This window comes from Bradyrhizobium mercantei (genome assembly GCF_001982635.1).
Lineage (GTDB): Bacteria > Pseudomonadota > Alphaproteobacteria > Rhizobiales > Xanthobacteraceae > Bradyrhizobium > Bradyrhizobium mercantei.
The window spans coordinates 379,766-401,088 of the sequence record NZ_MKFI01000002.1 but is presented as its reverse complement, the minus strand read 5'-3'; the positions used below and the strand labels follow the sequence as shown (position 1 = coordinate 401,088).

Genomic DNA, 21,323 nt, shown 5'->3' with positions numbered 1-21,323 from the left:
ATGGCCGACATCACTGCTTCACCACACCTTTTTGCCGACATGCTGACGCGCGTGCACGCGATCTGTGCCGCTGTCGGAGCCGAGGACAACTGGCCCGCCGGGATCGATCTGTCCCGCGTCGTGGTGGAGCCGCCGCGCGATGCCAGCCATGGCGACATGGCGACCAATGCGGCGATGGTGCTCGCCAAGGATGCCAAGGCCAAGCCGCGCGAGCTTGCCGACAAGATCGCCAAGCGGCTGCGCGCCGACGCGCTGGTCGCCTCCGTCGATGTCGCCGGACCCGGCTTCATCAACCTGACCCTGAAACCGCAGGTCTGGGCCGACGCGCTGCGCGCCGTGCTGGCCGCGGGCTCGGCCTATGGACGCAGCGACATCGGCAAGGCCGAGAAGGTCAATGTCGAATACGTCTCGGCCAATCCGACCGGACCGATGCATGTCGGCCATTGCCGCGGCGCCGTGTTCGGCGATGCGCTGTGCAGCCTGCTGCAATTCGCGGGCTTCGATGTCTGCCGCGAATATTACATCAACGATGCCGGCGCCCAGGTCGACGTGCTCGCGCGCTCGGCGTTCCTGCGCTACCGCGAGGCACTGGGGCAGAACATCGGCGCGATCCCGGAAGGGCTCTATCCCGGCGATTATCTGGTGCCGGTCGGCGAAGCGCTTGCCGGGGAGTATGGCGAGAAGCTGCTCGACATGAAGGAAGCCGAATGGCTACCGATCGTGCGCGACAAGGCGATCGCCATGATGATGGAGATGATCAAGGGCGATCTCGCCGCGCTCAACATCCATCACGACGTGTTCTTCTCCGAGCGCTCGCTGATCACATCAGGCAACAACAAGGTCGCCGAGACCATCGATTTCCTGCGCGCCAAGGGCGACATCTACGAGGGCCGGCTGCCGCCGCCGAAGGGCAAGCCGGTCGAGGATTATGAAGACCGCGAGCAGTCGCTGTTTCGCGCCACCGCCTATGGCGACGATGTCGATCGTCCGCTGATCAAGTCGGACGGCTCGTATACCTATTTCGCCTCCGACATCGCCAACCACCGCAACAAGTTCGAGCGCGGCTTCACCAATCTGATCGACGTGTTCGGCGCCGATCACGGCGGCTACATCAAGCGCATGCAGGCGGCCGTGAAGGCGGTGACCGCGGGCAAGGCCGTGCTCGACGTCAAGATCGTGCAGCTCGTCAAGCTGCTGCGCGACGGCGAGCCGGTGAAGATGTCGAAACGGTCCGGCGAATTCGTCACGCTGCGCGAGGTGGTCGACGAGGTCGGCTCGGACGCCGTGCGATTCATGATGCTGTTCCGCAAGAACGACGCGGTGCTCGATTTCGACCTTGCCAAGGTGATCGAGCAGTCAAAGGACAACGCCGTCTTCTACGTCCAGTACGGCCACGCCCGCGGCCACTCGATCTTCCGCAACGCGCGGGAGGAGGCGGTTCCGGATCTACCCGCGACCGACGAGGCCCGGCTGGCCTATCTCCGTAATGCTACGGTCGAACGGCTGACCGACCCGGCCGAGCTCGACCTGCTCAAGCGGCTTGCGCTTTATCCCCGGATGATCGAGGCTGCGGCGGTGGCACATGAGCCGCACCGAATCGCTTTTTATCTCTATGATTTGGCCAGTGAATTTCATGCGCTTTGGACCAAGGGGCGCGATTTGCCCTATTTACGCTTCATTATCAATAATGATGCAGAGATCACGAGGGCGCGACTGGCAATGGTTCAGGGCGTCGTCTCGGTTCTGGCATCGGGCTTAGCTGTTCTAGGCGTCCACGCTCCGACCGAGATGCGGTAGGCAGGGGCATTAGGCCCTCACGAGTGGGGATTTGTGAGGGCATCTGGCAGGGGCCAACTCGTTCGGACCGGCTGTGCCGGCGAAGTTGGCGCTGTCCCGAAGGGGATGCATCATCACAATGGCTGATCGATATCAGGACCGACATTTTCCCGCCGACACGGCTCCGAAGGCCGAGAGCGATCCGCTTGCCGAACTGGCGCGGCTGATCGGCCAGACGGATCCATTCGGCACCGCCAACAAGCCGCCGCCGCGGCCGTTGCAGTCGCGCGCCAATGCCCGGCCGCAACAATATGAGCAGCAGGCTGAAGAGGACGAGACGCCGCGTGCGGGCCCGCCGCCCTGGATGCAGCGAGCGCGGCAGGAGGCGGTCGTTCCGCCTCCCGTGCAGCACACCGAATACGAAGAGCCCGAGCCGGACTACCAGCCGGAGCCAGTGCATCCGTTGCACCGTTATGCCGCGCGGCAGGCGCAGCCGCCGGCGCCCGAGCCGGTCGCAACCTATCGGCCGGTCGAACCGCCCCGGCAGCCCGAGGCCTTTGACGACGAGCCGCACTATGGCGGTCAGAATCAGGATCCGTCGCGCTATGACGACGCGCTGTATGGCCAGCTGGAAGCCGGCGAACAGGATTTGCAACGGGAGCCGGCTTACCCGGACGACCCCTATGCTTACGAGGCCGATGAGGAAGAACCGGAGCCGCGGCGGCGCAGCAGCGGCCTGATGACGGTTGCTGCGGTCGTGGCGCTTGCGGTGGTCGGCACCGGCGGTGCGCTCGCGTATCGCAACTATGTCGGCTCGCCCCGCAGCGGCGAGCCGCCGATCATCAAGGCGGACAACACGCCGACCAAGGTGATCCCGGTCCAGGCCGATGCGTCGGCCAAGACGCCGGATCGTATGGCGACGGGTGACGGCGGCGAGAAGATCGTGTCGCGCGAAGAGACCCCGGTCGACGTCAATTCGAAGACCGCCGGACCGCGTGTGGTGTTTCCGCCGCTGAACGCGAATGCCAATCCGCCGCCGCCGGCCAGCGTGCAGACGGCGCAGCCCGCGCCGGCGCCGCTCAGCGCGAACGGGACCTTGCCCAACAACGAGCCGCGCAAGATCCGCACCCTGTCGGTCAAGGGCGATACGCCCGATGGCGCGCAGGCCGCGGCTGCTCCGCCGGCGACCAAGCCTGCAGCCGCCGCGAAGCAGGCGATTTCGCGCGGCAACCCGGCCGCAGCCAACGCCAGCGTGAACGCGCCGATGTCGCTGGCTCCGGGCCAGGCCGACCCGGCTCCGGTGCCTGCTGCACCTCCGACCCGGGTAGCGTCGACCTCGACGGCCTCGGTTGGTGGCGGTGGATATCTGGTCCAGGTGTCGTCGCAGAAGAACGAGGCGGACGCGCAGGCGTCCTATCGGACATTGCAGGGCAAATATCGCAGCGTGCTCGGGTCGCAGCCTTTGGTGGTGAAACGCGTCGATCTCGGCGAGAAGGGCGTCTATTACCGTGCCTTCGCCGGTCCGTTCGCGTCATCGGAAGAAGCGAGCCAGGTGTGCAAAAGCCTGATGTCGGCCGGTGGGCCGCAGTGCCTCATCCAAAGAAATTAAAGGCCGTTTCCTTGACCCGTGAGCTGCATACGGCCTAATCGGCCGAATGACGAACCGCGCATTCATCACGGGCATATCAGGGCTGACCCTCAATGACGCTGAACGCGAATTCATTCGCGCCGAGCGGCCATGGGGCTTCATCCTGTTCAAGCGCAACATCGAGAGTCCGGCGCAAGTCTTGGCTCTCGTTGGGGAACTCAGGTCCGCCGCCGGCTTCGCCGAGGCTCCGGTCCTGATCGACCAGGAAGGCGGGCGGGTGCAGCGGCTCGCGCCGCCGCATTGGCCGCTCTATCCGCCGGGCGCGAGCTTCAGTGTGCTCTACGACCTCGACCCGAAGCTCGGGCTTGCGGCCGCCAGGCTGACCTCGCGGCTGATTGCGGCCGATCTGATCGATCTCGGGATCACCGTCGATTGCCTGCCTTTGGCCGATGTTCCGGTGGCGGGCGCCGACGCGGTCATCGGCAACCGGGCTTATGGAACCGAACCGGACAAGGTCGCGGCAATTGCCCGTGCGGTCACGGAAGGCCTGGAACAGGGCGGTGTGCTGCCGGTTCTCAAGCATATTCCCGGCCACGGCCGGGCCACGGCGGACAGCCATTTCCGGCTTCCGACGGTCGATACCGCCAAAGCCGAGCTGGAACGGACCGATTTTGCCGCGTTCCAGCCGCTGGCCGACCTGCCGATGGCGATGACTGCACATGTTGTGTTTAGCGCGCTGGACCCCGCCCATCCGGCAACGACTTCTGCGACAATCATCGAACAGGTGATTCGCGGCCTGATCGGGTTTCAGGGTTTGTTGATGAGTGATGACGTGTCGATGAATGCGCTGGCCGGATCAATTGCCGAGCGGACCCGCGCCATCGTCACCGCCGGTTGCGACATGATTCTGCACTGCAACGGCAATATCGACGAGATGCGCGAGGTCGCGCGGGAGACGCCGGAACTGACCGGCAAGGCGCTTGAGCGCGCCAATGCTGCGCTCGCTGCGCGGAAGCAGCCTGAGCCGCTCGACCGGCAGGCGGCACGGGCTGAACTGGATGCGTTGTTGGATCGGGTAGGGACGGCATGACCGCTGAAATTCTATCGTTTGACACCGGGCGGCCGGCCGACCTCGCCGAGGGTGAACCGGCGCTGGTGGTCGACGTCGAAGGGTATGAAGGCCCGCTCGACCTGCTGTTGACGCTGGCGCGGCAGCAGAAGGTCGACCTGTCGAAGATCTCGATCCTTGCGCTTGCCGACCAGTATCTCTCGTTCATCGAGGCGGCGCGCAAAATCCGTCTCGAACTCGCGGCCGACTATCTGGTGATGGCGGCCTGGCTTGCGTTCCTGAAGTCGCGGCTGTTGCTGCCCGAACCGCCGAGCGCGGAGGGGCCGAGCGCCGAGGAAATGGCGACTGCGCTCGCCAACCGGCTGCGCAGGCTGGAAGCGATCCGCGAGGCGGCGAACCGGCTGATGAACCGGCCGCAGTTCCAGCGCGATATCTTTCCGCGCGGCAATCCGGAATCGATCGCCGAGATCAAGCATCCGAAATTCACCGCGACGCTGTACGACCTGCTGTCGGCCTACGCCACGCAGCGCGCATCACGCGTGCTGACCACGGTTCATCTGCAAAAGCGTACCGTGTGGTCACTCGCAGAAGCGCGCGCCTCGCTGGAGCGGCTGGTTGGCCTCGCTGAGGACTGGAGCTGCCTCGACGAGTATCTGATGAATTACGTCGCCGATCCCAAGCAGAAGGCGACGGTGTTCGCCTCGAGCTTCGCTGCCGCCCTCGAGCTGGTTCGCGAAGGCGAGATGGAAATCAACCAGAAGCAGGCGTTCGCGCCGATCTATTTCCGAAAGCGTCAAGCGCAAGCCGCAATGGCCGCGCCGGACCTGTCGGTTGAGTAAGTGGAAGAAGGAGAGCAAGCCCATGGCAAGCTTGGCGGAAGTGCGCAGAGAAGAGCCCGAGGAGGAGGTTTCTCCTATGGATCCGGTGGCGCGTCCTGAGGAATTGCGGCTCCTGGAAGCCCTGTTGTTTGCATCGGCCGAACCGATCGATCAGGCGACGCTCGCAAAGCGGATGCCCGACGGCGTCGATATCAAGCAGGCGCTCGCGCAGTTGCAGGCGGAATACGCCCCGCGTGGCGTCAACCTGGTTCGGGTCGCCAACAAGTGGACGTTCCGGACCGCGGGCGATCTGTCGTGGCTGATGACGCGCGAGAGCACCGAGACGAGGAAGCTGTCGCGTGCCGCGATCGAGGTGCTGGCGATCGTCGCCTATCACCAGCCGGTGACCCGCGCCGAGATCGAAGAGATCCGCGGCGTCGTCACCTCGAAGGGAACGATCGACGTGCTGCTGGAGACCGGCTGGATTCGCCCGCGCGGCCGCCGCAAGACGCCCGGCCGTCCACTGACCTTCGGAACCACGGACGGGTTCCTGTCGCAGTTCAGCCTCGAAGCGCTCGGCGATCTTCCGGGGCTCGAGGAACTGAAGGGCACCGGCCTGCTCGACTCGCGTCTGCCGACCGGATTCTCCGTTCCGTCGCCGTCGGATGACGCGGCGCTGCGGGAGGACGAGGAGCCGCTCGAGCCCGGCGATACGCTGGAACTGCTGCTCGCACCGGCCGTCGAGCCGGAGGCCGAGGAGGAACCGCAGGCCGAGAGCGAGGCGGCTGCCGAGCTTGAAACGTCGGCCGAGGCGGAAATCGAAGCCGAAGCGGAAGTCGTCGCAGAGATGGAGACGGACGAACCCGACGCGGCCGAGCCCGCCGAGGAGCCCGACGCCGACGAGCCGGACGAACGCGCCGACGAGGCGGGCGATCACGACGGCGCCGAGAAGGGCGAATAGGGCGGAATATTCCCGGTTAAGCCTAGCAATATTACGTAGCCGCGACAGCGATTTGCCGCGGCAGAGGTCCTTGTTTTTGACACCCCGCGGGCCTAACTTCCGGCCATGTTCAGGCCGGTCCGCCGGCCATTTCTGGAGGGTTGCAGGATGGGTTCGTTGAGCATTTGGCACTGGATCGTCGTGATCGCAGTGGTCCTGCTGCTGTTCGGACGCGGCAAGATTTCGGACCTGATGGGTGACGTCGCCCAGGGTATCAAGGCGTTCAAGAAGGGCATGCAGGACGACGACAAGGTTGCGGAGAAGACCGAGCCCACCAAGTCGATCGATCACAATGCGGCGCCGTCGGCCGCGCGCCAGGACGTCGGCAGCAAGGCCGTCTAACGCGCTTGTACTGACACATATTTCGACGTTTTTCTTTGCGCGAAACGGTGACGCCGTCGCACAGACGCGCTATGGACGCCGATTGAGAAAAGACGCCGGCAGCCCCACATCCTGTTGGGAGCGGTGGGGCCGATGGCGGCGCGTAGGCGGAAGAATCCATGTTCGATATCGGGTGGAGTGAACTGGTCGTCATCGCGGTCGTCGCGCTGATCGCCATCGGCCCGAAAGAACTGCCGGGCGTGCTGCGGATGGTCGGGCAATGGATGGGCAAGGCCCGCAAGATGGCCTCCGAATTCCAGGGCCAGTTCCAGGAAGCCATGCGCGAGGCCGAGATGGCCGACCTCAAGAAGAGCTTTGACGAGGTCAGGGAAGCCGCGACCGGCATCACCAGCGGCAACATCATGACCTCGCTGCAAAAGGACGTCAGCGACGCCCTGCAAATCGACAAGCCGGTCGATGCGCAGGTCGCCTCCGCGATCGACGCCCCGGTGACCCCCACGACTCCGGCCGAGCCGACGCCGGAAACCTTCGTCGAGGCTGAGGCGCATGCGGCCACCAACGAACCGCTGGCGATCACCGCAGAGGTGAAGCCGGAGCCTCAGCCGCAGGACGCGACGGAGGCACAGCCCGACGTGCTCAAGGACGTGAGGGCGTCATGAGCGACGAAGACATCGAGGCCTCAAAGGCCCCCTTGATGGATCACCTGATCGAGCTGCGCTCGCGGCTGATCAAGGCGCTGCTCGGCTTCGGCGTGGCGTTCATCATCTGCTTCTTCTTCGCCAAGCAGATCTACAACGTGCTGGTCTGGCCCTTCGTCTGGATCGCGGGACCTGAGAATTCCAAGTTCATCTACACCGCACTGCTGGAATATTTCATCACCCAGCTGAAGCTTGCGCTGTTCGGCGCGGGCTTCATCTCGTTTCCGATCGTCGCGACGCAAATCTACAAATTCGTCGCGCCCGGCCTCTACCGGCATGAGCGCAACGCCTTCCTGCCGTACCTGGTCGCGACCCCGGTGTTTTTCGTGATGGGCGCGGCGCTGGTCTATTTCGTCGTGCTGCCGATGCTGGTGCGGTTCTCGCTCGGCATGCAGCAGGCCGGCGGCGCGGAGACCGCGCAGATCCAGCTGCTGCCCAAGGTCGGCGAGTATCTCTCGCTGATGATGTCGCTGATCTTCGCCTTCGGCATCGCGTTCCAGCTGCCGGTGATCCTGACGCTGCTCGGCCGCATCGGCATCGTCACCTCGAAGATGCTGCGGGAGAAGCGGCGCTACTTCATCGTGATCGCCTTCATCATCGCCGCGGTGCTGACGCCGCCCGACGTGCTCAGCCAGGCCTCGCTCGCGGTCCCGCTGCTCGCGCTCTACGAGGGCGCGATCATCGCGGTCCGCATTGTGGAGAAGAAGGCCGCGACGTCGAGCGCCTCGTCCGGGGCGACCAACCCGGCCGAGTAGGGCCGTCTCGGTCACCCATCCAGTGCCATACCCCGCGAGAGCGGGGTATCCAGGACGCTGGGCCCCCTCCGTCACACATTGACGTCTCTGGAATACCGGATCACCCGCTTTCGCGGGTGATGACGGTCGTGGTAGTGGAAACATGCAACGCAAGCGTTGACGTACGACGTTATCTGCAAGCCCGCCATCAGGACCACCATGCACGACATCAAAGCCATCCGCGACAACCCGACAGCCTTCGACGCCGGCCTGAAACGCCGCGGACTTGGGCCCCTGTCGCCGTCGCTCTTGGCGATCGACGAGAAACGGCGCGCCGCGATCCTGGCGTCCGAGCAGGCCCAGGCGCGGCGCAATGCGGCCTCCAAGGAGATCGGCGACGCCAAGAAGGCAAAGGACGAGGCGCGCGCGGCCAAGCTGATGGCCGAGGTCGCCGAGCTCAAGACGACGATGCCGGAGCTCGAGCTTGCCGCGAAGACCGCTGATGACGAGCTGACCAAGGAGCTGTCGTCGATTCCCAATCTGCCGCTCGACGAGGTGCCCGACGGCACCGACGAGCACGGCAACGTTCAGCACCACGTCTATGGCAAGAAGCGCGACTACGGCTTTGCACCGAAGCTGCACGACGATCTCGGCACCGCGCTCGGCTACATGGATTTCGAGGCGGCGGCGAAACTGTCGGGCGCGCGCTTCGTCGTGCTGAAGAAGGGGCTGGCGCGGCTCGAGCGTGCGATCGGGCAATTCATGCTCGATTTGCACACTGGCGAGCACGGCTACACCGAGATCAATCCGCCGCTGCTGGTGCGCGACGCCGTGATGTTCGGCACCGGGCAATTGCCGAAGTTCGAGGACGACCAGTTCTGGGCGATCAAGGGTGAGTTGCTCTCGACGCCGAATGCCGATCTGCGCAGCGAGCGCCTCGGCCTGATCCCGACCGCGGAAGTGTCGCTGACCAACCTCGCGCGCGAATCCATCCTCGACGAGAAGGAGCTGCCGATGCGGCTCACCGCGCTGACGCCGTGCTTCCGCGCCGAGGCGGGCGCCGCGGGACGTGACACCCGCGGCATGATCCGCCAGCACCAATTTACAAAAGTCGAGCTGGTGTCGATCACGACGCCGGAAGCCAGCAAGGACGAGCTCGAGCGCATGCTGTCCTGCGCCGAGCAGGTCCTGCAAAAACTCGACCTGCATTATCGCGTGATGACGCTGTGCGCCGGCGACATGGGCTTCTCGGCGCAGAAGACCTACGACATCGAGGTTTGGATGCCGGGGCAGGGCGACGGCGGCGCCTATCGCGAGATTTCGAGCTGCTCGGTGTGCGGCGATTTCCAGGCCCGCCGCATGGACGCGCGCTCCCGCGGCCCCGACGGCAAGCCGCGCTTCGTGCATACGCTGAACGGCTCCGGCACGGCGGTCGGGCGCGCCCTGATCGCTGTGATGGAGACCTACCAGCAGCAGGACGGTTCGATCGCGGTGCCCGATGTGCTGCAGCCCTATATGGGCGGGCTCAAGGTCATCGAGCACGGCATGTGAGGCGAGGGCCAGTGTGATGCCGCTGCACCGTGACATCCACTGGCTTGGTCGACAATGGGCCGTCACGGGTCACGGCCTGCAACTGATCAATCAGAAGCAGATGGGCTATTACGACATCGAGGCCGCGCGCCTGTGGGAGGCGCGCGTGACCGAGGTGCAGACGAAGGCCTGGATCGACAGGCCCGACTTCGACAAGGCGCTCGAGATCGCGCGCGGCAAGTTCGCCCAATTGGCGCCGGCCGACCTGCCACCATCGGCACTCGCGCCGCCGGCGCCTCCGGTGCGGACGCCGCCGCCGGCCGCGCCGCGTGCGCCGCTCGACGCGACATCGGTGCCCTCGATCGAGGAGCTGCTGGCCAGGCTGAAATCGAAATCGGCTGCACCGGCGCCGGGCGCAGATCCGGCCGAGATTCCCGCAGCGGCACCGCCCAGACCCGAGCCGCCCGATCTCGAGCCTTCGAAGGTCGACCGCGTCGCGCCCGAGCTTCCAGAGGCGGCTTCGGTCGCCCCCGAGCCGCCCAAGCCTGAACCCCTCGCGTTTGCAGCTCCGACTGAGCCTGTCACGATTGCGCCCGCCAAGACCGATCTCATCAAGACCGATCCCATCAGATCCGAGCTGTCCAAACCGGAGCTTCCGAAGCCTCCTGAGCCTGAGATTCGCCAAACCGCACCAAATGCTCCTGAGGCGCGCAGGCCTGAAGCTCGGCGGGCTGAGCCGCCCAAGGTCGAAGCTCCCGAGGTTGCGGTTTTCAAGCCTGCGGCTCTGAAGCCCGAACCTGCCAAGCCCGAACCTGCAAAGCCCGAGCCCCCCAGGTCAGAAGCTGTCATGTCGCGGGTTGTGAGGGCCGAGGTGCGTCAGGCCACACCGGTCAAAAAAACCGAGGTGCCGCGGCCGGCGCCTCTGATCACGGTTGTTCGGCAGCCGGCCAAACCGGCCTGGCCGGTGTTCGAGCGCAAGATTGCCGGCAGCGGCCGATTTGTGCGTCCGTGGCGCGTGACGTCGGCGCGATGGCACGGGCCTTCGCCGGGTTTGCCTCCGCGGTCCTAGCCGGTTAAGACGGCAATCAACTCAAGACGCCGTAGCTCGATAGGCCCGCGTCGAATCGGAACAGAAGGCACTTTGACGGATGCGAATTCTCTGCACCAATGATGACGGCATCCACGCGCCAGGCCTGCAGGTCGTCGAGCAGATCGCGCGCGCATTGTCCGATGACGTCTGGATCGTCGCCCCCGAACTCGATCAGTCCGGCGTCTCGCATTCGCTGTCGCTCAACGATCCACTGCGTCTGCGTGAAGTCAGCCCGCGTCACTTCGCGGTGCGCGGTACGCCGACCGATTGCGTCATCATGGGCGCGCGCCACATTCTCGGAGACAAGCTGCCGGATCTCGTGCTGAGCGGCGTCAACAAGGGCCGCAACGTCGCCGAGGACGTGGTCTATTCCGGCACCATCGCCGGTGCGCTGGAAGGCACCATCCTCGGCTTCCCGTCATTTGCACTGTCGCAGGAATTTTCGATCGAGACGCGCAACGCGCCGCTGTGGGACACCGCGCTGAAATTCGGGCCCGACATCATCCGCAAGGTGATCGGCGCGGGCGTGCCGAGGAACACCGTCATCAACGTCAACTTCCCGTCCTGCATGCCCGATGACGTCAAGGGCATCAGGATCACGCGGCAGGGCAAGCGCAATCAGGGTTTTCTGAAGATCGATCGCCGGCACGACGGCCGCGGCAATCCGTATTTCTGGATCGGCTTCGAGCGCGCGGCGATGATGGATACGCCGGCCGAAGGCACCGATCTTGCGGCGCTGGCCGCACGGTACGTCTCGGTGACGCCGCTGCGGCTCGACCGCACCGATGAAGTGTTTTCGGAAACGCTGATCGATACGCTGAAATGATCTTCGTAGCCACCCGGTCGCGCGAACGCGCGCCCGATGACAGGCTCCGCGATATCCGGGGGCAGCGCGAGCAGTAGTCCGGGATATCGCTTCGTTCATCCGGGCTACGCGGCTACGCGCAATATCTGACGATCAGACCGGCGCACTCTTCATCGCGCTGGAGATCATCTGGGCCAGCGTTTCCAGCTGGAAGGGTTTTTGCAGCGCCGGACGGTCGCGATATTCCGGCGGCAGGCCGGACGAGCCGTAACCGGTCGCGAAGATGAAGGGGCGGTTGCGGGCGTTGATCAGCTCAGCGACCGGGGTGATCACCTTGCCGTTGACGTTGACGTCGAGGATCGCGAGGTCGAATTCGGTCGATTGGGCGAGCTTGACCGCCTCACCGATTTCGCCGGCCTCGGCCGCGACGCTGTGGCCGAGCTCCTCCAGCATATCGGCGACCATCATCCGGATCATGACCTCGTCCTCCACGAGGAAAACTGAACAGCCCGCCGGCCGTATCGCTGTCATGATGGAATCCTTGCCCGTCCCTGAATAAGGCTCGCAAATAACACTTCGAGGCGCAATGCAAACGTTTGGGAATTCGTCCCTTTCCAGCGCGCAACAGCGTTCGCCGGGATCGCCTTGACTGACATGTTGGGCAAGATTCGCTCAGCAGCCAACCATCGGTGGCGGCTCGGCGAGAGCCCCGGTTCGCACCGCCCAGGCACTGACCGCGGGTCATGACTGGTTATATGTGGAGCGGCCGGGCCGGCGCCAAGGTGAAATCCGGCTATGGTTCCTGGCCGGGAACAAACGCGACGGGAAATTTTTCCTTAACGCGGTATTTCGGATTTCAATGGCATCAAGCTGGAGCAAGATTCCGCGCTGCTGCCCAGAGACGCTGATGAACATGGCCCTGAAGCCCGATCCGACCGAGAAGATGATGTTTCAGCTCACCCTGCGGCGGCGAGGGGTGAGCGATCAGGCGGTGTTGCGCACCATGGAGGAGGTGCCGCGCGAGCTGTTCGTCGATCCCCGCGATCGCAACTACGCCTATCGCGACAGTGCGCTCGCGATCGCCTGCGGACAGACCATCAGCCAGCCCTTCGTGGTGGCCTACATGACCGAGCAGCTGCATTTGCAAAGGGATCACCGCGTGCTCGAGATCGGCACCGGCTCGGGTTACCAGGCCGCCGTGCTGTCCCGCCTGTGCAAGCAGGTCCTGACCATCGAGCGTTACCGGACGCTGGCCGACGGCGCCCGCAAGCGCCTCGAGAAGTTGGGCTATTACAACGTCGAGGTGCTGCTCGGAGACGGCTTCGATATCCCACCGGGCGCGGGCGATTTTGACCGCATCATCGTCACCGCGGCGATGGAGCAGATCCCGGAGAAGCTGCTGGAGCGGCTCGAGCCTGATGGCGTCCTGATCGCCCCGGTCGGACCGCACCAGGGCACCCAGACCCTGATCCGCATGGTACGGACGGAGAACGGTTTCGACCGCAAGGAATTGGTCGACGTCCGCTTCGTGCCGGCGCTGCCGGGAATCGCGCGCGAATTGTAAATTCGGCGATTTGCTGCTTGGCGCCAACGCCTTATTCCCAGGGTTAAGCGGTTATTTACTCGGTACGTGTTTACTCAAAACAGTCTTTTGTTGCGTACGAGTGAGTAACCATGTCTGGGGTTGTTGAGTTGCTTCGCTCGCGTCGCGTACCGCAGGTTGCGGTGCTGACGCTGATGTCCATGGCTTTTGCCGGTTGCAGCGCCGATATGTCGTCGCGCTTCTCGCAAAACTCCTACTCGCAAAATCCGTTTGCGTTTGATCCGCAGCCGACCGGCACCGTGCAGGCGCCGCAGCCGCGCGAGCTGCCGCAATACGCGCGGCCGCGAACGCAGCCGCAGTATTCGCAGTATCAGTCGCAGCCGTTGCCGCCGCCGGTCGCCGCAGCGCCGCAGTCCTATCCGGTCGCCAATGCGAACGCCGGCGTCTCCGGCGGCGGGCGCGGGATGTCGTCCTACACGCCGCCGCCCGCGCGCCCGCAGATCGAAGCCACCGGCAGTGTTCCGCATTCGGTCGCAGCGGCCCATGCCGGGCACGCCGGCACCACGATCATCGTCGGCACCAGCGACACGCTGGAAGTACTGGCGCGCCGCTACAACGTGTCGACCGCCGAGATCCTGCGCGCCAACGGCTACAAGGGACCGCGCGCGCTGTCGCCGGGCCAGCAGCTGATCATTCCGCGTCCGGGGGCCGTTGCCGCGGCGCCTGCGATGGCCGCCCCGGCCGCGCGGCCTGTCGCCGTGGCGGCCGCAGCGCCTGCCGGCGTCCACTACGTCAATCGCGGTGACACGCTGCACAGCATCGCGCGCCAGCACCATATCCCGGTGGCCGAGCTCGCCCGCGCCAACAATCTCGACCAGTCGGCTCGTTTGAGCCTCGGCATGAAGCTCGTCGTGCCCGGCGCCAAGACCGCGATGGCGGCTCCTGCGCCCGTTGCGCAGCCTATGGCTGCGGCCCCGGTCGCTGCTGTTGCTCCGGCGCCGGCCGTGGCGGCCCCGAAGGTCGTCGCCAGCGCGCTGCCGCAGCAGAGTGCCCGGTTGGTCCAGCCGACCGCCAGTGTCGAACAGCCGGCAGCGGTCGTGGAGACACAAGCGGCCAAGCCGGCCGAGACCACCAGTGCGCTGCCGACCTTCCGCTGGCCGGTACGCGGCAAGGTCATCACCGCCTACGGCTCGAAGACCAACGGCAAGGTCAATGACGGCATCAACGTCGCAGTCCCTGAAGGCACGCCGGTGAAAGCTGCCGAAGATGGCGTCGTCGCTTACTCCGGCAATGAGCTGAAGGGCTACGGCAACCTCGTGCTGGTGCGCCACTCCAACGGCTACGTCACCGCCTACGCCCATGCGAGCGAGATCCTGGTGAAGCGGGGCGACACCATCAAGCGCGGCCAGGTGATTGCCAAGTCGGGCCAGTCAGGCGAGGCGGGCTCGCCGCAGCTCCACTTCGAAATTCGCAAGGGATCGTCTCCGGTCGATCCGCTCCAGTTCCTCAACGGCGCGTAAGTTACGCGTCCGGACTTCCAAGGGACTTCCAAGTCTCACAACAAAGACAGCGGGGGAGGCGCAAGCCTCCCCCGTTTTGCTTGATCTAGAAGTCGAACGTCATGCCGGTCGTGACGGCGCTTGCCTTGTTGCCTGCGACCACGTTGTTGTTGGCGTCGCGACCGCATACGCCATAGCCGTGACCGCTCACGCCAAGGCAGTAATGTGCGCCGGGGCCGTTGCGCAGGTAACTGCCGACGAGATACCAGGCCACCACCGGGCTGAAATGGTACTTGACGCCCGCTGCATACTGATCGGCGCTGCTGTCCAACGTGTTGAGGGCAAAGTCGGCCGATCCTGCTGCCGGAGTGACGGTGTAGTTGTTGAACACGCCTGTCCCGGGCGAGCCGGGTGAGGCGTTCGCGTGCGCCCATGACCCGCTGACATCCCAGGCGCCGATACTCTGAGTGGCACTTATGAAGTAACCGTCGCGCGACCGCTCGTTGAAGTCGGCCACGGTGTTCTCGCGCCGCATGACCTCGTAGATGCCGTAGAGTTGCAGCTTGCCGATGCCGTCGTCGAAGCGATAGCCGGCACCGATCTTCGCGGCCCATTCATTTGCAATACCGACGGCCCCCGGCGGCACGATCAAGACGCCGCCATTGCTCAGCGGCGTGACGGCCTCGTCGCCGGTACGGTTGGTGCCCTCATGCATCTCGTAGGCTGCGACCGCCGTGAACGGTCCCTGGTTGTAGGTCAGTGATGCGCTGTAGAGATTGCCGTAGGAGCCGTCGGTGCAGCCTTCCGGCGCCGACGTCAGCGGGAAGCCGCTGCCGCTGCCGCGTGCGGACGTGCCGGGGCAGTTGAAGTCGCCGAGCGCGAAATCGCTGTTGTCGCGTGAGGTGTTCTGTCCCGGCGAGGCCATCAAGGTTGCCTGGAAGCCGTTCCAGACCGGCGATTCGTACCAGACCGCATGCGCTGCGCGCCAATCGAACTCGGCGCGCAGGTCGCCGCCGGTGTTGCCCATGATCGAGTTGTAGTCGCCGAGCGTCGCCGAGAACGGATCGAACTTCGATGTGGATTTCTTGTAGGGCGTATCTGATTTGCCGGCCTTGATGGTGCCCCACGGCGTTTGCATCCCGATGAAGCTGTCGCGCGTTCCAAACGCGGCGCGTTCGGTCGGAACTGCGGCGGCCTCGACGAGCGATTCAAACTGCGCGACGGCGGCCCACCCGGCGTAGCCATACGGTTCAAGATCATGGCGCGCGTGAATGCCGAAAAAGGTGAGGTTGCTCGCCACTCCGGTCTTGGTGCCTTGATCGAACACGCCGGGGTTGAAGAGGTCACCCGACAGATCCACGTGGCCGTAGAGCGTGACGGTCGTGTTGTCGACGAAGGCGTTGCCACCCGGCGCCTTGCTGTAGAGCGGCGCGCCGCCGATGCTGACGATGGGACGCTCCGGCGGCTGCTTCGGGGAAGGCGCGACAGAGGCGTGCTGCACCGGGTTTCCCTTTGGCGGCGAGGCTGTCGAAGCGGGCTCGGCCGGATGGCTAGCGATGTGATTCACGCGATCCCTGAGTTGCGCGTTCTCCTTGGCGAGTTTCGCGTTGTTGCGCTCGAGTGCGTCGAGACGCGCCATCACGTCATCGAGTGTTGCTGCCTGCACCGGCTGCTGCCCGAGCGCGAGGCAGATCGCGGTGTATGCCGTTCCAGCGAGAAGTGCCTTCTTCATCTGTTTCCCCCCTTGCCAATCGCCTCGGCAGGGTGCCGAGCGCTGCAAAGTGAGGAAACGTTAATGTATACCAAATGCCAAATACACGTAGCGGAAGCGGGTACCGTCAAGAAAAGCTGCGCTGTGACATTAATGGTACCATAATACTATTGCACTGCATCAAATTGTCGCATGCCGAGTTCGGAATAATTCGCATGTCCAACGGATTGGCTTGAATCTAAATAGATAATTTGGGTGAAAAAATAAGGCACGTCTGCTGACGTACTATTACCGCATCGCGGAAAGAGTAGCGATATTTGGCATATTGGATGCCAATATTACGGTTTTATATTACCGCAGCGGGTCGCGGCCGCCGGCGAGACGCTCGACCATGTCACGCAGGAATGCGGGTGGTCCGTGTGCGTGCCATTCCCCATCCGATTGGAGCAGGAGGGGGCGTCGTGCGTCCCGGCTGAAGGCCTCGATCCACGCGCGTGCCTTCGCCTTCGGGCGCGCCCCAACGGCGACTGCGACATCCACTGCAATCGTCCGCCAGGTGAAGCTCGCGGGAAGAAAGATGAGATTGGATTTGTCCGGACGCATCCAGTCAGGTAGCGGGCTCGTCGGCGCAAGCCAGCCGCAGACGAAATTCCGGCAAGGGTCGACCGGGCGCTCGTCGTAGATCGTGCATTTGCCCGCGCAACTGAACCGGCACGGATGCCCGGGATAGACGTCGTGATCGCGAATCCGGATTCTCAGCCAGCCGTCGCAGCAAGCTGTACACTCGCCGCATTGTCTCGCAGTGGCGCTTGGATCGGCCGGCATGACCACAGTGTACTCATGCCGAGCCGAATTCAGAAGGGCGCCTGCGAGATTGCTCGAAGCTGATTCGAGATTATTTCCCGCTCAGCCGTACGCCGAGCCGGCCCGCGAGCTCCTGCGTGTACTGCCAGGCGACGCGGCCCGACCGCGAGCCGCGGGTGGTCGACCATTCGAGCGCCTCGCGTTCGAGTTCGTCGTCGGCGATCTTGATGCCATAGTGGTCGCAATAGCCTTTCACCATTGCGAGGTATTCGTCCTGGCTGCAGCGGTGGAAGCCGAGCCAGAGCCCGAAGCGATCCGACAGCGACACCTTCTCCTCGACCGCCTCGCCCGGATTGATCGCAGTCGAGCGTTCGTTCTCGATCATCTCGCGCGCCAACAGATGCCGACGGTTCGAGGTCGCATAGAGGATGACGTTGTCGGGGCGGCCCTCGATGCCGCCTTCCAGCACCGCCTTCAGCGATTTGTAGGAGGCATCGTTGCCGTCGAAGGAGAGGTCGTCGCAGAACACGATGAAGCGGAAGGAGGAGCCGCGCAGCAGCTCCATCAGGCCGGGCAGGCTCTCGATGTCCTCGCGGTGGATCTCGATCAGCTTGAGCCGGTCGGCCGGCTTGCGGTCGACATTGATGCTGGCATGGGTGGCCTTGACCAGCGACGACTTGCCCATGCCGCGGGCGCCCCAGAGCAGCGCGTTGTTGGCGGGCAGGCCGTCGGCGAAGCGCTCGGTATTCTCCATCAGGATATCGCGCATCCGGTCGACGCCCTTGAGCAGGCTGATCTCGACGCGGCTGACGCGCGGCACCGGGGCGAGGCGTCCGTCCGGATGCCAGACGAAGGCGTCCGCGGCGCCGAACGTCTCGGCCGGATCGGGAGCCGGGGAGGCGTCCGCGAGGCGGCTGGCAATGGCCTCCAGGGCGTTCGCGATCCGCTCGGCGGCCGCACCATCGAGCGCCGTTTCCGGGCGTTTTGTCGCGGCGTTTGCGGCGCGCTTGGCGGCAGCTTTGGGGGCAGTTTTGCTGCTTGTTTTACTGGTCGTTTTACCAGTGGATTTCTTGGCTTTTTTCGGCATTTGTCCAGTTCCTGACGGCGCAGCCTTATCGGGCTGGCGGCGGTCCCGCAAGCGCCCTAAATGAAGGTCCGTTAACGTTGCAATTGGGACCGCGGCCGCTATAGTCCGCGCGAATTTGTCCGGACCGCCATACCGCCTCGAATCCGAGGGCGCTGCCGGTTCTTTCCCGTCTTATCCGAGGATCGTCCGAATGCTGATTACTCCTGCGTTTGCTCAGGCTGGAGCAAGTGGTGACACCAACAGCATGTTGATGTCGCTGCTGCCATTCGCGCTGATCTTCGTCATCATGTACTTCCTGATTCTGCGCCCGCAGCAGAAGAAGGTGCGCGATCACGCCGACCTCGTGAAGAACATCCGCCGCGGCGACACTGTGGTGACCTCGGGCGGCCTCGTCGGCAAGGTGACCAAGGTGGTCGACGACGACCAGATCGAGTTCGAGATCTCGGACGGGGTGCGCGTGCGGCAGATGCGCCAGATGATCTCGGGCGTGCGGACCAAGGGTGAGCCGGCGAAGGGCGACGCCAAGGACGAGGCGTCCGCGAGCTGATCGCCGCGGAAGCCTTTTGCCGAATCTGACAGGTCAATTCGATGTTGTATTTCACGCGGTGGCGAGCGCTGGGGATCATCCTGACAGCGCTGGTGGTCTGCCTGTGCGCCGTGCCCAATTTCTTCCCCGAGGCGCAGGTGAAGACCTGGCCGGCCTGGGCGCAGCGGCGCCTCGTGCTCGGCCTCGACTTGCAGGGCGGCTCGTATCTGCTGCTCGAGGTCGACTCCAACTATGTGAAGAAGGAGAAGCTCGACCAGATCCGCGACGACACCCGTAAGGTGCTTCGTGAGGCCAAGATCGTCTACACCGGCCTCAACGTCCGCAACGACGCGGTGGAAGTTCGCATCTCCAAGGAAGGCGACTTGGCGACGGCGTTGTCGAAGCTCCGTGAGCTGTCGCAGCCGCTCGGCGGCCTGCTTGGCTCGAGCGGCCAGCGCAGCCTCGAGGTTTCGGATGCCGGCGGCGGCCTGATCCGCCTGTCGGTCCCGCAGGCTGCGGTCACCGAGCGCATCCGGCAGACCATCGAGCAATCGATCCAGATCGTCGAACGGCGCGTCAACGAGCTCGGCACGGTCGAGCCGGTGATCCAGCGGCAGGGCACGGACCGCATCCTGGTCCAGGTGCCGGGCCTGCAGGACCCGACCCGCCTCAAGGAACTGCTCGGCAAGACGGCGAAGATGGAATTCCGGATGGTCGACACGTCAGTGTCGCCGGACCAGGCCCAGCAGGGCCGCTTGCCGCCGGACTCCGAGCTGCTGATGAGTGCGTCGCCGCCACCGGTTCCGTATGTCGTGAAGAAGCAGGTCCTGGTGTCCGGAGGCGAACTCTCCGATGCCCAGCCCGGCTTCGACCAGCGCACCGGCGAGGCGATCGTCAGCTTCAAGTTCAATACATCGGGCGCGCGTAAATTCGCCCAGGCGACCGCCGAGAATGTCGGCCAGCCGTTTGCGATCGTGCTCGACAACAAGGTGATCTCCGCACCCGTCATTCGTGAGCCGATCACCGGCGGACAGGGCCAGATCTCCGGCAGCTTCACCGTGCAGTCGGCCAACGATCTGGCGATCCTGATGCGCGCCGGTGCGTTGCCGGCGCCGCTGACCGTGATCGAGGAGCGAACCGTCGGTCCCGGCCTCGGACAGGACTCGATCGAGAAGGGCGAGCTCGCGGCCTATGTCGGCTCGATCCTGGTCATCGTGTTCATGCTGATCACCTATCGGCTGTTCGGCGTGTTCGCCAACATCGCCGTGACCATCAACGTCGCCATGATCTTCGGGCTGCTGTCGCTGCTCAACGCCACGCTGACCTTGCCCGGCATCGCCGGCATCGTGCTGACCGTCGGCATCGCGGTCGACTCCAACGTGCTGATCTACGAGCGCATCCGTGAGGAACTGCGCGGCGGCCGCAACGCGATCTCGGCGATCGACGCCGGGTTCAAGCGGGCGCTGGCGACCATCCTCGACTCCAACATCACCACCTTCATCGCTGCCGCCGTGCTGTTCTACATCGGCACCGGCCCGGTCCGCGGCTTCGCCGTGACGCTCGGCATCGGCATCATCACCACGGTGTTCACCGCCTTTACCCTGACGCGCCTGATCGTCGCGGCATGGGTGCGGTGGAAGCGGCCGCAAACCGTGCCGATCTGAGAGGCCTCTCGTGACCCATATCGTTCTCATTGGCCTTGGCATCCTGATCGCCGTCCTGACCGTGGTCGCGGCGCTCGGCCTGATGCCGTCGCTGCGCATTGTGCCCGACGATACGCATTTCGACTTCACGCGCTTTCGCCGCATCAGCTTCCCGATCTCCGCGCTGCTTTCGATCCTCGCCATCACGCTGTTCTTCACCCACGGCCTGAATTTCGGCATCGACTTCAAGGGCGGTACGCTATTGGAAGTCCGGGCCAAGTCGGGCTCCGCCGACATTGCCGCGATGCGCACGACCTTGAACGGTCTCGGGCTCGGCGAGGTCCAGTTGCAGCAATTCGGTGGGCCGGCCGAAGTCCTGATCCGCGTCGCCGAACAACCCGGCGGCGATGCCGCGCAGCAGGAGGCCGTGGGCAAGGTCCGCGGCGCGCTCGGCGACTCCGTCGACTACCGCCGCGTCGAGGTGGTCGGGCCGCGCGTCTCCGGCGAGCTGCTCGCGTTCGGCATGCTCGGCCTGATGCTCGCGATCGTCGGCATCCTGATCTATCTCTGGTTCCGGTTCGAGTGGCAGTTCGCGCTCGGCGCCATGATCGCCAACGTCCACGACATTGTGCTGACGATCGGCTTCATGTCGATCACCCAGGTCGATTTCGACCTCACCAGCATCGCGGCGCTGCTGACCATTCTCGGCTACTCGCTCAACGACACCGTCGTCATCTACGACCGCATCCGCGAGATGTTGCGACGCTACAAGAAGATGCCGATGCCGCAGCTCCTCAACGAATCGATCAACTCGACGCTGTCGCGCTCGATCATCACCCACGTCACGGTGACGCTGGCGTTGCTCGCGCTGCTGCTGTTCGGCGGCCAGGCGATCCACAGCTTCACCGCCGTGATGATGTTCGGCGTCGTGCTGGTCGGCACCTACACGTCGATCTTCATCGCCGCGCCGATCCTGATCTATCTCGGCGTTCACACCACGCGGGGTGAGGCGCAGGACGCGTCGGAAAAGAAGCCGGACGCGGCGGCAGCCAAGAAGTAG

General features: G+C 64.6%; 18 protein-coding genes and 1 pseudogene. 16 read left to right on the top strand and 3 right to left on the bottom strand.

Annotated features, from left to right (window positions below; all coding sequences use genetic code 11):
• The 11 genes and pseudogenes from argS to surE all read left to right on the top strand — a co-directional run bounded on the left by argS (position 1) and on the right by surE (position 11,471).
• Complete coding sequence (gene argS, locus BI327_RS09505) at positions 1-1,797, top strand: arginine--tRNA ligase (RefSeq protein ID WP_076859907.1); 1,797 nt, start codon at positions 1-3, stop codon at positions 1,795-1,797.
• A gap of 118 nt (positions 1,798-1,915) precedes the next feature.
• On the top strand, positions 1,916-3,385 hold the full coding sequence (locus BI327_RS09500) for an SPOR domain-containing protein (RefSeq protein WP_076859905.1): 1,470 nt from the start codon (positions 1,916-1,918) through the stop codon (positions 3,383-3,385).
• Positions 3,386-3,431: 46 nt separating this feature from the next.
• Entirely contained in the window at positions 3,432-4,454 is a 1,023-nt protein-coding gene (gene nagZ, locus BI327_RS09495; protein WP_076859903.1) for a beta-N-acetylhexosaminidase, read from the top strand.
• A complete protein-coding gene (locus tag BI327_RS09490; protein ID WP_076859901.1) occupies positions 4,451-5,272 on the top strand; it encodes a segregation and condensation protein A in 822 nt (273 codons plus the stop codon). The genes nagZ and BI327_RS09490 overlap by 4 nt, the downstream gene beginning before the upstream one ends.
• Positions 5,273-5,294: 22 nt before the next feature.
• Positions 5,295-6,200 (top strand): annotated as a pseudogene (gene scpB, locus BI327_RS09485) (SMC-Scp complex subunit ScpB); the annotation flags it as partial.
• Positions 6,201-6,359: 159 nt separating this feature from the next.
• Complete coding sequence (locus BI327_RS09480) at positions 6,360-6,593, top strand: twin-arginine translocase TatA/TatE family subunit (RefSeq protein WP_028332136.1); 234 nt, start codon at positions 6,360-6,362, stop codon at positions 6,591-6,593.
• A gap of 158 nt (positions 6,594-6,751) precedes the next feature.
• The gene (gene tatB, locus BI327_RS09475) at positions 6,752-7,252 is read left to right on the top strand and encodes a Sec-independent protein translocase protein TatB (RefSeq protein WP_076859898.1); all 501 of its coding nucleotides are present in this window, start codon (positions 6,752-6,754) and stop codon (positions 7,250-7,252) included.
• Complete coding sequence (tatC, locus tag BI327_RS09470; protein ID WP_076859896.1) at positions 7,249-8,046, top strand: twin-arginine translocase subunit TatC; 798 nt, start codon at positions 7,249-7,251, stop codon at positions 8,044-8,046. Before tatB ends, tatC begins: the two co-directional genes overlap by 4 nt.
• A gap of 198 nt (positions 8,047-8,244) precedes the next feature.
• The gene (gene serS / locus BI327_RS09465) at positions 8,245-9,576 is read left to right on the top strand and encodes a serine--tRNA ligase (protein WP_076859894.1); all 1,332 of its coding nucleotides are present in this window, start codon (positions 8,245-8,247) and stop codon (positions 9,574-9,576) included.
• Between the two features lie 16 nt (positions 9,577-9,592).
• Positions 9,593-10,624 (top strand): hypothetical protein, encoded by a 1,032-nt coding sequence (locus BI327_RS09460; RefSeq protein ID WP_076859892.1) that lies wholly within the window; start codon positions 9,593-9,595, stop codon positions 10,622-10,624.
• Positions 10,625-10,703: 79 nt separating this feature from the next.
• The gene (surE, locus tag BI327_RS09455) at positions 10,704-11,471 is read left to right on the top strand and encodes a 5'/3'-nucleotidase SurE (protein WP_076859890.1); all 768 of its coding nucleotides are present in this window, start codon (positions 10,704-10,706) and stop codon (positions 11,469-11,471) included.
• Positions 11,472-11,603: 132 nt separating this feature from the next.
• On the opposite strand, the gene BI327_RS09450 is transcribed toward surE, so the two are convergent.
• Positions 11,604-11,981, bottom strand: a complete 378-nt coding sequence (locus tag BI327_RS09450) for a response regulator (RefSeq protein ID WP_076859889.1) — start codon at positions 11,979-11,981, stop codon at positions 11,604-11,606.
• Positions 11,982-12,357: 376 nt separating this feature from the next.
• On the opposite strand from BI327_RS09450, the gene BI327_RS09445 reads away from it, so the two are divergent.
• Positions 12,358-13,014 (top strand): protein-L-isoaspartate(D-aspartate) O-methyltransferase, encoded by a 657-nt coding sequence (locus BI327_RS09445; protein WP_076860708.1) that lies wholly within the window; start codon positions 12,358-12,360, stop codon positions 13,012-13,014.
• 110 nt (positions 13,015-13,124) lie between these two features.
• Positions 13,125-14,513, top strand: coding sequence for a LysM peptidoglycan-binding domain-containing M23 family metallopeptidase (locus tag BI327_RS09440; RefSeq protein ID WP_076859887.1), 1,389 nt, complete (start codon positions 13,125-13,127; stop codon positions 14,511-14,513).
• 85 nt (positions 14,514-14,598) lie between these two features.
• Here the strand turns inward: BI327_RS09440 and BI327_RS09435 are convergent, their stop codons facing one another.
• Together BI327_RS09435 and BI327_RS09425 are read right to left on the bottom strand one after the other, a co-directional pair.
• Positions 14,599-16,224 (bottom strand): porin, encoded by a 1,626-nt coding sequence (locus BI327_RS09435; RefSeq protein ID WP_076859885.1) that lies wholly within the window; start codon positions 16,222-16,224, stop codon positions 14,599-14,601.
• An 874-nt stretch (positions 16,225-17,098) separates the two neighbouring features.
• Positions 17,099-18,094, bottom strand: a complete 996-nt coding sequence (locus BI327_RS09425) for an ATP-binding protein (protein WP_076859882.1) — start codon at positions 18,092-18,094, stop codon at positions 17,099-17,101.
• Between the two features lie 190 nt (positions 18,095-18,284).
• Here BI327_RS09425 and yajC point away from each other — a divergent pair, with 190 nt between their 5' ends.
• From yajC to secF, 3 genes are read left to right on the top strand one after another with little or no spacing between them, the layout of a single operon-like run.
• Positions 18,285-18,641, top strand: a complete 357-nt coding sequence (gene yajC / locus BI327_RS09420; RefSeq protein WP_021081225.1) for a preprotein translocase subunit YajC — start codon at positions 18,285-18,287, stop codon at positions 18,639-18,641.
• A gap of 41 nt (positions 18,642-18,682) precedes the next feature.
• Positions 18,683-20,284 (top strand): protein translocase subunit SecD, encoded by a 1,602-nt coding sequence (secD, locus tag BI327_RS09415; protein ID WP_076859880.1) that lies wholly within the window; start codon positions 18,683-18,685, stop codon positions 20,282-20,284.
• A gap of 10 nt (positions 20,285-20,294) precedes the next feature.
• On the top strand, positions 20,295-21,323 hold the full coding sequence (gene secF, locus BI327_RS09410) for a protein translocase subunit SecF (RefSeq protein WP_076859878.1): 1,029 nt from the start codon (positions 20,295-20,297) through the stop codon (positions 21,321-21,323).